The sequence below is a fragment of the Mesorhizobium sp. M7A.F.Ca.CA.004.06.1.1 genome, assembly GCF_003999135.1.
Lineage (GTDB): Bacteria > Pseudomonadota > Alphaproteobacteria > Rhizobiales > Rhizobiaceae > Mesorhizobium.
In genome coordinates this window covers 1-9,909 of the sequence record NZ_RZPQ01000142.1, presented here as the reverse complement: position 1 = coordinate 9,909, position 9,909 = coordinate 1, and the positions used below count along the sequence as shown (strand labels likewise).

Genomic DNA, 9,909 nt, shown 5'->3' with positions numbered 1-9,909 from the left:
TTCTTCCGCTGGCCCTGCTGGGCGTTGTCCCTGCGTCGGCGGCGGTCAAAGCCTCCGATATCATCCAGCGCGCGATCGATGGCTTCGTCCGCCCGGCCTATGCCGGCCTGCACGAGCATGCGGAAGCCTTGACCGGATCCATGCGCGAGCTGTGCGTCACGCCCTCGCAAGGAGAACTCGATGCCGCACGCGCCGAATTCTCCGCCACCGTCTATGCCTGGTCGTCAGCCGAAATCATCGGCTTCGGACCGATCAAGGAGAACAACCGGCTGGAGCGCATGCTGTTCTGGCCGGATCGCAAGAGCATCGGCCTGAAACAGGTACAGGCGGCGCTGTCCGACAAGGATCCGACCGCGACCGATCCGGCACAACTGGCCGGCAAGAGCGTTGCCATGCAGGGGCTGGGCGCGCTCGAATTCGTTCTTTACGGCGACGGCGCCGATGCACTTGCCGGCAAGGATGATCCCTACCGCTGCGCATATGGCGCGGCGGTTGCCGGCAACATCGAAGCCATGGCCGGTGAGGTCAGCGCCGCCTGGAACAAGCCGGACGGCTTTGCAGCGCTTTGGGCCAATCCGGGGCCGCAGAACCCACTTTACCGCGACGGCAACGAAGCGGTGACGGAACTGGTCGGCGTCTTCATCAATGAGCTCGAAATGGTGCGCGACGTGCGCCTGAAAGGGTTTTTCGGCGGCAAGCCGGATGCGGACAAGCCGAAACAGGCAATCTACTGGCGCTCGCAAAACACCACCGCGTCACTGGCCGGCAATCTCTCCGGCATCGATACGCTGTTCCAGGCCTCGAAGCTGGGCGATGCCCTGCAGACCGATGCGCGCTGGATGGCCGAATCGATCCACATCCAGCTGGTCAACGGTGTCGCCACCGCCAAGGCGGTCAGCGGTCCAATCGACAAGGCGCTTGCCGATCCGGCGCTGCGTGACAAGCTCGATCATTTCGCGCTGATCACCTCCAGCCTCTCGGCCTTGATTGGCACCAGGTTGACCGCCGAATTCGGACTGACCGCAGGCTTCTCCTCGCTGGATGGGGACTGAGCATGATCCCGAAAAGTGGAAGCCGGTTTTCGGAAAAGATCATGCTCAAGAAGAGAGATTGATCCTTGAAAACCCCTCTGATAGATCGCCGCGATTTCCTGAGAGCTGCAGGCGTTGGCTTCATGGCGACGATGACGCCCTCGGCCTGGGCAACCACGCTTGTGGCCGACGCCGTCTTCGCCACGGCTTTCGTCAAACGCGACGGCAGCTTTGGCGCTGCCGTCCTGTCCGAGGCCGGCAAGGTCCTGCATGCGATCGACCTGCCCGATCGCGGCCACGATGTCACCTTCGATCCCATATCGAAACGCTCGGTGGTCTTCGCGCGTCAGCCCGGCACCTTCGCCGTGGTTTTCGATCACTCGGGCCGTGACGCGCCGCTGACCATCGCCAGCATCGCCGGCCGGCATTTCTTCGGCCATGGCGTGTTCTCGGCCGACGGTGCGCTGCTCTATGCCACCGAAAACGACTTCGACAACGCCGCCGGCGTCGTCGGCGTCTACGATGCGCGGGCCAAATTCAGCCGTGTCGGCGAATTCCCGACCTATGGCATGGGTCCGCACGAGCTTCTGCTCCTGGGCGATGGCAGGACGATCGCGGTTGCCAATGGCGGCATCGAGACCCATCCGGATTACGGCCGCGCCGAGCTCAACATTGCAACCATGAAGCCGTCCTATGTGCTGATAGACCGCGTCACCGGCGATCTTATCGAGAAGCACGAATTGCCGGCCGCACTGCATCAGCTGTCGATCCGCCACATGGACACCGATCGGTCCGGAAGCGTCTGGTTCGGCTGCCAGTACAGGGGGCCGGGCACCGATCGACCGTTGCTGGTCGGTCGCGCCGCGCGCGGCAAGGAGCTGCAGTTGCTGGACATGCCGCAGGACGTTTTGTCCGGCTTCCGCAACTACATAGGCTCGGTAGCCGCCAATTGGGCTGCCGGAACCGTCGCCGTTTCCTCGCCGGAAGGCAACTCGCTCGTCGTGATCGATGCGGCCAGCGGCCGGGTCGTTGCGAACAGCGCATTGGTCGAGGTCTGCGGCGTGGCGCCCGATGGAACCGGCTTCATGGCCACCACCGGCGCCGGCGAGATCGTCGAGGGCAGCGGTGCGACACGCTCCGAACCGGACTATGTCTGGGACAACCACATGCTGCGTATCGAACAGGCCGCATAGGCTACAAGCGAAGCCGCTTAACGAATTATGCACTATCCCCTTGCGGTGGCGGGCCGTGGCGGGCACAGGGAATTGTTTTTCGAACCGGTTGCCTCATGAAATTGCTTGCCATCGACTGTGCCGCCAATCTCTGCGCCGCTTGCGTCTATGACGCGACGGCGAAGCAGGAGCTTGGCCGTCAGGTGCTCGATCTCGGCAAGGGCCATGCCGAGCAACTGATGGCGGTCATCGCCGAAGCGCTGGAGGCAAGCGCAACCGACTATGCAGGTCTTGGCGCCATCGCCGTCTCTGTCGGCCCCGGTTCTTTCACCGGTCTGCGCGTCGGCGTCTCGACCGCGCGTGGCCTGGCGCTGGCGCTGAAGATACCGGCAATAGGGGTGACGACACTGGAGGCGCTGGCCGTCGAAGCAGCAGCGGCATTTCCCGGTCGCGCCGTGCTGGCGGCGCTCGATGCCGGCCGTGAAGAGATCCACGCGGCCTTTTACGACGAAAGGTTAGTCTTGACTTACGGTCCGGCCGCGGCCACGCTGGCTGACGTGGTGGCTATGGCGAAGGAAACGTCTCCGGTGCTTGCCGGCACCGCGGCAGCGCTCATCAGCGCATCGGCCGGGCGCGAATTTGATGTCGGCCCTCGGACAGCCACCGCCGACATTGTCACCTACGCCCGCCTGGCTGCCGCCAAGGGCGCGGGCGAACGGCCGAAACCACTCTATATACGCGGCGCCGACGCCAAGCCGCAGGCTGGCTTTATTCTATCAAGGCAAGAAAGATAAATGCGCATACCTTTTCTCCAACCACGCCGCCGGGACTACGCGCTCGAGCCGCTGAGGATCGCCGACAGTCCGGCGGTCTCGCTGCTGCATCGCGAGGACTTTGTCCGCCCCTGGACCGATGGCGAATTCGCCGCCCTGCTCGAACAGGACACCGTGTTCGGCTATGCCGCGCGCGAAACCGGACAGGGCTCCAAGCCGCCCGCCGGCTTCGTGCTGGCGAGGCTTGCGGCAGGCGAGGGCGAGATCCTGACCGTCGCGGTGGCGCGATCGCATCGTCGCCAGGGGCTGGGCTGGCAATTGATGGACGCGGTGTTGCGCGAACTGCACGCGCAGCGCGCCGAAGCGCTGTTCCTCGAGGTCGACGAGACCAATGTCGCGGCGATCGCGCTTTATCGTCGGCTGGGCTTCCGCGAGGTCGGCAAGCGGCCGAATTACTACAGATCGGCCGAACACGGACCGACCGGCGCGCTTGTCATGCGCCGCGATCTTCGCTAGCGAGACGGCCGGGATGGGGCGATGATCAAGAAAATCAGGATTTTCCTGGCGCTGGGCCTCGTTGTCGCCGGTTCGCTGGTCCTCGTGCCGCTACAGATACTGTCGATGAAGACCGGCTGGTGGCCGGAAACCTTCATCCTCAAGGTCTGGCACAGGCTGATCGTCAGGGCGCTCGGCATGCGCATCCATGTCAAGGGAGCGCTGTCCGACAAGCGCCCGCTGCTGGTGGCGTCCAATCACATCTCCTGGACCGACATCATGGTGCTCGGCTCTTTTGCCGACGTAAAGTTCATCGCCAGGGCGGATATGGAAGGCTGGCCGCTGATCGGCATGCTGTCGAAGCTGCAGCGCACCGTGTTCATCGAGCGCGAGCGCAAGCGTTCGTCGGGCGACCAGGCAAGCGAGATTGCCAGCCGCATGGCCAAGGGCGATGCGATGGTGCTGTTTGCCGAGGGCTCGACCGGCGACGGCAATATGGTCCTGCCGTTCAAGAGCACGCTGTTCGGCGCCGCCTCGATGGCGATTTCCGAAGGCGCGGCGGAACAGGTGTTCATCCAGCCGGTGGCGATCGCCTATACGCGTCTGCACGGCGTGCCGCTCGGCCGCCGGCATCGCCCGCTTGCCGCCTGGATCGGCGATGAGGATTTGATGCCGCATCTCAAGGTTCTGCTCGCTGAGGGCGCGCTCGACGTCGAGGTGCATTTCGGCGAGGCAATCGCCTTCTCCAAGGGTTCGAACCGCAAGGAGACGTCGAAACTGATGGAAAGCCAGGTGCGTGAGATGATGCAGGCGGCGCTTGCCGACCCGCGGCCGAGCCGGTAGCTCCGGCACGCTCTTGCTGGCGCGGGCCGAGAATCGTCTGTTTTTTGTCACGGAAAGGCGTTAGAAGCCGCCTTATGGACTTGAACACGATAGAAAGCGACGACATCGGCACTACGGCTGGACAGCCGGCGGTGCTTCCCGCGGCAGCGAGAAAAGTCTTCATCAAGACCTATGGCTGCCAGATGAATGTCTATGATTCACAGCGTATGGCCGATGCGCTGGCTGCCGACGGCTATTCCGCGACCGATGCCATTGGCGAGGCCGACCTGGTGCTGCTGAACACCTGTCATATCAGGGAGAAGGCGGCCGAAAAGGTCTATTCCGAGCTCGGCCGTATCCGCGCCATGAAAGCCGAGCGTGCCCTGGCCGGCCGTGAGATGCTGGTCGGCGTCGCCGGCTGCGTGGCGCAGGCTGAAGGCGCCGAGATCATCCGCCGTTCGTCGGCCGTCGACCTGGTCATCGGTCCGCAGACCTATCACCGGCTCCCGGACGTGCTGGCGCGGGTGCGCGGCGGCGAAAAGATCGTCGAGACCGACTACGCCATCGAAGACAAGTTCGAGCACCTGCCGCAGCCCAGGCGCGCCGAGGTCATCAAGCGCGGCGTCACCGCCTTCCTCACCGTGCAGGAAGGCTGCGACAAGTTCTGCACCTTCTGCGTTGTGCCCTACACAAGGGGCTCCGAAGTCTCCCGGCCGGTGGCGCAGATTGTCGCGGAGGCTGAGCGCCTGGCCGAAGCCGGCGTGCGCGAAGTGACGCTGCTCGGCCAGAACGTCAATGCCTGGCATGGCCAGGGCGGGAGCGGTCAGGAGTGGGGCCTTGGCCGCCTGCTGTTCAGGCTGGCCGAAATCCCCGGGCTGGCGCGGTTGCGCTACACCACCAGCCACCCGCGCGACATGGATGACGAACTGATAGCGGCCCATCGCGATCTGCCGGCGTTGATGCCCTATCTGCATCTGCCGGTGCAATCCGGCTCCGACCGCATCCTCAAGGCGATGAATCGCCGGCACACGGCCAGGGATTATCTGGCGCTGCTCGACCGCATCCGTACCGCGCGGCCTGACATCGCGCTCTCCGGCGACTTCATCGTCGGCTTTCCCGGCGAGACCGAGGCGGATTTCGAGGCGACCATGGAGCTGGTGCGCCAGGTCAATTACGCCTCGGCCTTTTCGTTCAAATATTCGCCGCGTCCGGGCACGCCGGGCGCCGAAATGGCCGACCATGTGCCGGAAATGGTCAAGGACGAGCGCTTGCAGAGACTACAGGCTCTGCTTGTGAAGCAGCAGCAGGATTTTGGTTTGAGCCTCGTCGGAACCACCATCGACACGCTGATCGAGAAGCCCGGCCGTCAGGCCGGCCAGAAGGTTGGCCGCTCGCCTTGGCTGCAGCCGGTTATTGTTGATGAAAAGGCCGGCGAAATCGGTGACATTATCCAGGTGCGAATCACGAAGACGGGCTACAACAGCCTGTTCGCCGAATTGGCCTGAGGGTCTCGGCAGATGAGGAGAGACGGTTGAGCGCAGCAGAGCTGAAGAACCTGCCCCCGGTACCGGCATCTGGGGCTTCTGACATGGCGCACATCGTTCTGACTTTCGACAACAACAAGCTTGCCAGCGCCCTTTATGGTCAGTTCGACGAAAACCTCGCCAGGCTGGAGCAGAAGCTTGGCGTCGACATCCGCTCACGCGGCAACCAGCTGACCATCAAGGGTTCGGCGTCGGCCGCCGAGCAGGCGCGCCGCGCCCTGGACAACCTCTACGGCATTCTCCAGAAAGGCGTCGATATCGGCCAGTCCGACGTCGACGGCGCCGTGCGCATGGCGATCGCCGCCGACGATCAGCTGACCCTGCCGACGCTGGAGCGCAAGGGCAAGGTTTCCGCCGCCCAGATCGCCACCCGCAAGAAGACGATCTATGCCCGTTCACTCAACCAGGACGCCTATATGCGGGCGCTGGAACGGTCGGAACTGGTGTTCGGCATCGGCCCGGCCGGCACCGGCAAGACCTATCTGGCGGTGGCCCATGCGGCGATGCTGCTCGAGCGCGGCATGGTCGAGCGCATCATTCTCTCTCGGCCTGCGGTCGAGGCCGGCGAACGGCTGGGCTTCCTGCCCGGCGACATGAAGGAGAAGGTCGATCCCTATCTGCGGCCGCTCTATGACGCGCTCTACGACATGATGCCCGCCGACAAAGTCGAGCGCGCCATTGCCGCCGAAGTGATCGAGATCGCGCCGCTCGCCTTCATGCGCGGCCGCACGCTGGCGCATGCCGCCGTCATCCTCGACGAGGCGCAGAACACCACGCCGATGCAGATGAAGATGTTCCTGACGCGTCTGGGCGAAAATTCGCGCATGATCGTCACCGGCGATCCGACCCAGATCGACCTTCCCTCGAACACCAAATCGGGACTGGTCGAAGCCTTGCGGGTGCTGGACGGCGTGGCGGGCGCGGTCACCGTGCGCTTCAACGACGGCGATGTGGTCCGCCATCCGCTGGTGGCGGAAATCGTCAGGGCCTACGACCGGGACGCCAAGCTGGCGCGCGGCCTCGGCGCCGAGAATTGATGTTGACGATGCGGCTTCATGCCTGAGGACATAACATCCGGCGACGGGAATGTTCCCGTCGACATCGACATATCGGTTGAGGCGGGCAACTGGCCCGACGAGGCAAGCCTGACGCGGCTGGTCGATCGCGCCGTCAAGGCGGCTTTTGCCGAAACCGGCGTGGCGGGCCGTTCCGAACTCAGCCTCGTTTTTACCGACGACGCCCATGTCCGGGTTCTCAACGCCGGCTGGCGCGGCAAGGACAAGCCGACCAATGTCTTGTCTTTCCCGGCTTTTCCGTTTGTGCAAGGCGGACCGTTGCCGCCGATGCTGGGCGACATCGTGCTCGCCGCCGAGACGGTCGCGCGTGAAGCGGCACTGGAAGACAAGCCTGTCGAGAACCATATCACCCATCTCGTCATCCACGGCCTGCTGCATTTGCTGGGTTACGATCACGAGACCGACACTGAAGCCGAGGCGATGGAAGCCGTCGAACGCACGGCGCTTGCAAGGCTTGCCATTCCCGACCCCTACGCGTAACTACATCTGATCAATTGACCGGACGACGATGAACGACAAACCAGAAACTGCCGCCCGCCCCGACGCCGGCAGTGCGACCAAGGCTTCCGATACGTCGGAAGAGGGATCAAGTCCGAGTACCGTTACCTCTGGTGCTAACAGTACCTCTGGTGCTAACAGTACCTCTGGCGCTAGCAGTACCTCTGCTGCTGGCAGCGCTGCCAGCGAGACGTTGCCTGCCGGTCCCTCCCTGTTCGACCGCGTTCTGGGCTTGTTTCGGCAACGCAACGGAACCAGCCTGCGTGAGGAAATTGCCGGCGCGCTTGCCGAGACGACGAGCGATGCCGGCGCCTTCTCGCCCGGCGAACGCGCCATGCTCAACAACATCCTGCGGCTGCGCGAAGTGCGCGTCGAGGACGTCATGGTACCGCGCGCCGACATTCAGGGGGTCGAAATCACGACGACGCTCGGCGATCTCCTGGGCACTTTCGAACAATCCGGCCATTCCCGCATGCCGGTCTATTCCGAGACGCTCGATGATCCGCGCGGCATGGTCCATATCCGTGACGTGCTGGCCCACATCACCAAGATCGCGCGCGTCAAGAAGGGCCGCACGACCAGGAAAACCCCCGCTGCCACGGTTCTCGATCTTGCCCAGGTCGACCTCGCACGCACCATTGGCGACCTCAATCTGATCCGCCCGGTGCTGTTCGTGCCGCCGTCGATGCTTGCCTCCGACCTGATGGGCCGCATGCAGACGACGCGCACCCAGATGGCGCTGGTCATCGACGAATATGGCGGCACCGACGGCCTCGCCTCGCTGGAAGACATCGTCGAGATGGTGGTCGGCGACATCGAGGACGAGCATGACGACGACGAGCCGATGATCACCCAGAGCGGCGACGGCGTGTTCATCGTCGACGGCAAGGCCGAGATCGACGACGTGGCCAAGATGATCGGCGGGGATTTCGCCGCCGGTGAACATGGCGAATATGTCGACACGATCGGCGGCATGATTTTCAACACGCTTGGCCGTGTTCCGGCCCGCGGCGAGGTGGTGCAGGCCATACCCGGCTTCGAATTCCACGTCCTCGATGCTGATCCGCGCCGCGTCAAGCGCGTGCGCATCGTGCAGAGCCAGAAGGGTGAGCGCCGCCGGCGCGCCACCGCGCGCACCGAACAGGCGTGAGCCTCACGCTCGCCCGATGACTGTCGACGACCCGTTCAAGCATCCAAGTCTGGGGTCCGGTGTCTTCTACAAGGACCCTCGTGCCGCGCTGGACTGGCTTGAAGCAGCAGCTGGACTGGCTTGAAGCAGCATTTGGCTTCGAGCGCAGCATGGTAGTCAGCGATGCCGAGAGAAAACTCGTCCATGCAGAGATGCGATTCGGCGACAGCTACATCATCGTCGATTCCGAATGGAGCGATTATGTTGCCAGCCCGGCTTCGGTCTCGGGCAGGAACACGCAGTCGATCTATGTCAGGCTGAAGGGCGGCCTGGATGCGCATTGCGAGCAGGCGCGGGCGACCGACGCTGAGATAATCCAGGAGCCGGCGGATCAGTTCTACGGCGAGCGCCAGTATCGTGCCCGCGACCCCGAGGGCCATGTCTGGACCTTCACGCAGACCATCCGTTCGGTTCCGCGCGAGGAGGCCGAGCGGCTGGGCGGCGTTCAAATCGAGGGTTGGCACCGGTAGGGCAGGGCCGGAGCTGTGCATCTCAGCCAGCCATCCGCCCGTTTGGAGCGCGGAGCGCAGCCTGTTAAATCTTGTGTCCTGATTCGCGACTCGGAAGTATGCATGGAGCGCCTCACCGGCCGGATAATTCTGCTTTGGGGTTGGCGGCGTGCGCTCGTGGCGTTTCTCGCGGGCGCTTTTGCCGTGCTTGGGCAGGCGCCTTACGATTTCTTCGCCGCCTGTTTCGTCTCGTTTCCGCTGCTGGTCTGGCTGCTCGACGGCGCCACCGGCGAAGCTTCCGGCAGCCTGTTCCGGCGTCTGCGGCCGGCTTTTGCCGTCGGTTGGTGGTTCGGTTTCGGCTATTTCCTCGCCGGCCTCTGGTGGATCGGCTCGGCGCTGCTGGTCGAGGCCGTCAGTTTTGCCTGGGCGCTCCCCTTCGCGGTGGTCGGCATTCCTTTCATGCTCGCCTTTTTCTACGGCTTTGCTGCAATCGTAGCCCGGCTGCTGTGGAGCAACGACATTGGCCGCATCGCCGCCCTTGCCTTCGGCTTCGGGTTGGCGGAATGGCTGCGCGATTTCCTGTTCACCGGTTTTCCCTGGAATGCCGTCGGCTACGCGGCCATGCCCGTGCCGCTGCTGATGCAGAGCGTCTCGGTGACGGGCATGATCGGCATGAACGCGCTCGCCGTGTTCGTCTTCGCACTGCCGGCACTGCTGGCGGCACGTCGGCACCTGCGCCTCGGCGCGGCACTGTTTGTCATGCTCGCCGCCGCCCATGTCGGCTTCGGCTATGTCAGGCTTGGCGCTCCCGAACCGCCAGCTTCACGCAGCCTGGATGTCCGCATCGTTCAGCCGGCCGT

10 protein-coding genes and 1 pseudogene are annotated in these 9,909 nt (G+C 64.1%); all 11 read left to right on the top strand.

Going from position 1 to position 9,909, the window contains the following annotated elements; genetic code table 11:
- Positions 1 to 1,052, top strand: a 1,052-nt coding sequence (locus tag EN906_RS11600) for an imelysin family protein (protein ID WP_127375183.1), incomplete at its 5' end; no start/stop codon positions are given.
- 65 nt (positions 1,053 to 1,117) lie between these two features.
- On the top strand, positions 1,118 to 2,224 hold the full coding sequence (locus EN906_RS11595) for a DUF1513 domain-containing protein (protein ID WP_127266952.1): 1,107 nt from the start codon (positions 1,118 to 1,120) through the stop codon (positions 2,222 to 2,224).
- Between the two features lie 95 nt (positions 2,225 to 2,319).
- Complete coding sequence (gene tsaB, locus EN906_RS11590) at positions 2,320 to 2,997, top strand: tRNA (adenosine(37)-N6)-threonylcarbamoyltransferase complex dimerization subunit type 1 TsaB (protein WP_127266951.1); 678 nt, start codon at positions 2,320 to 2,322, stop codon at positions 2,995 to 2,997.
- A complete protein-coding gene (gene rimI, locus EN906_RS11585) occupies positions 2,998 to 3,492 on the top strand; it encodes a ribosomal protein S18-alanine N-acetyltransferase (protein WP_127266950.1) in 495 nt (164 codons plus the stop codon).
- A 21-nt stretch (positions 3,493 to 3,513) separates the two neighbouring features.
- Positions 3,514 to 4,314 carry a 1-acyl-sn-glycerol-3-phosphate acyltransferase gene (locus tag EN906_RS11580; protein ID WP_127266949.1) on the top strand — a complete coding sequence of 267 codons (801 nt, stop codon included), beginning with the start codon at positions 3,514 to 3,516 and terminating at the stop codon, positions 4,312 to 4,314.
- Positions 4,315 to 4,388: 74 nt separating this feature from the next.
- Positions 4,389 to 5,798, top strand: a complete 1,410-nt coding sequence (miaB, locus tag EN906_RS11575; RefSeq protein ID WP_127266948.1) for a tRNA (N6-isopentenyl adenosine(37)-C2)-methylthiotransferase MiaB — start codon at positions 4,389 to 4,391, stop codon at positions 5,796 to 5,798.
- A gap of 83 nt (positions 5,799 to 5,881) precedes the next feature.
- The gene (locus EN906_RS11570) at positions 5,882 to 6,874 is read left to right on the top strand and encodes a PhoH family protein (RefSeq protein ID WP_023758127.1); all 993 of its coding nucleotides are present in this window, start codon (positions 5,882 to 5,884) and stop codon (positions 6,872 to 6,874) included.
- A gap of 18 nt (positions 6,875 to 6,892) precedes the next feature.
- Positions 6,893 to 7,393, top strand: coding sequence for an rRNA maturation RNase YbeY (gene ybeY, locus EN906_RS11565; RefSeq protein ID WP_127266947.1), 501 nt, complete (start codon positions 6,893 to 6,895; stop codon positions 7,391 to 7,393).
- A gap of 28 nt (positions 7,394 to 7,421) precedes the next feature.
- Complete coding sequence (locus EN906_RS11560) at positions 7,422 to 8,561, top strand: hemolysin family protein (RefSeq protein WP_127266946.1); 1,140 nt, start codon at positions 7,422 to 7,424, stop codon at positions 8,559 to 8,561.
- Between the two features lie 80 nt (positions 8,562 to 8,641).
- Positions 8,642 to 9,070, top strand: coding sequence for a VOC family protein (locus EN906_RS11555; protein WP_245456875.1), 429 nt, complete (start codon positions 8,642 to 8,644; stop codon positions 9,068 to 9,070).
- A gap of 102 nt (positions 9,071 to 9,172) precedes the next feature.
- Positions 9,173 to 9,909: pseudogene (locus EN906_RS11550) on the top strand (apolipoprotein N-acyltransferase); the annotation flags it as partial.

What these genes read in the sequence shown, in the direction of transcription:
- tsaB (WP_127266951.1), top strand. Translation starts at nt 2,320, where the DNA reads ATGAAATTGCTTGCCATCGACTGTGCCGCCAATCTCTGCGCCGCTTGC.
- rimI (WP_127266950.1), top strand. Translation starts at nt 2,998, where the DNA reads ATGCGCATACCTTTTCTCCAACCACGCCGCCGGGACTACGCGCTCGAG.
- EN906_RS11580 (WP_127266949.1), top strand. Translation starts at nt 3,514, where the DNA reads ATGATCAAGAAAATCAGGATTTTCCTGGCGCTGGGCCTCGTTGTCGCC.
- miaB (WP_127266948.1), top strand. Translation starts at nt 4,389, where the DNA reads ATGGACTTGAACACGATAGAAAGCGACGACATCGGCACTACGGCTGGA.
- EN906_RS11570 (WP_023758127.1), top strand. Translation starts at nt 5,882, where the DNA reads ATGGCGCACATCGTTCTGACTTTCGACAACAACAAGCTTGCCAGCGCC.
- ybeY (WP_127266947.1), top strand. Translation starts at nt 6,893, where the DNA reads ATGCCTGAGGACATAACATCCGGCGACGGGAATGTTCCCGTCGACATC.
- EN906_RS11560 (WP_127266946.1), top strand. Translation starts at nt 7,422, where the DNA reads ATGAACGACAAACCAGAAACTGCCGCCCGCCCCGACGCCGGCAGTGCG.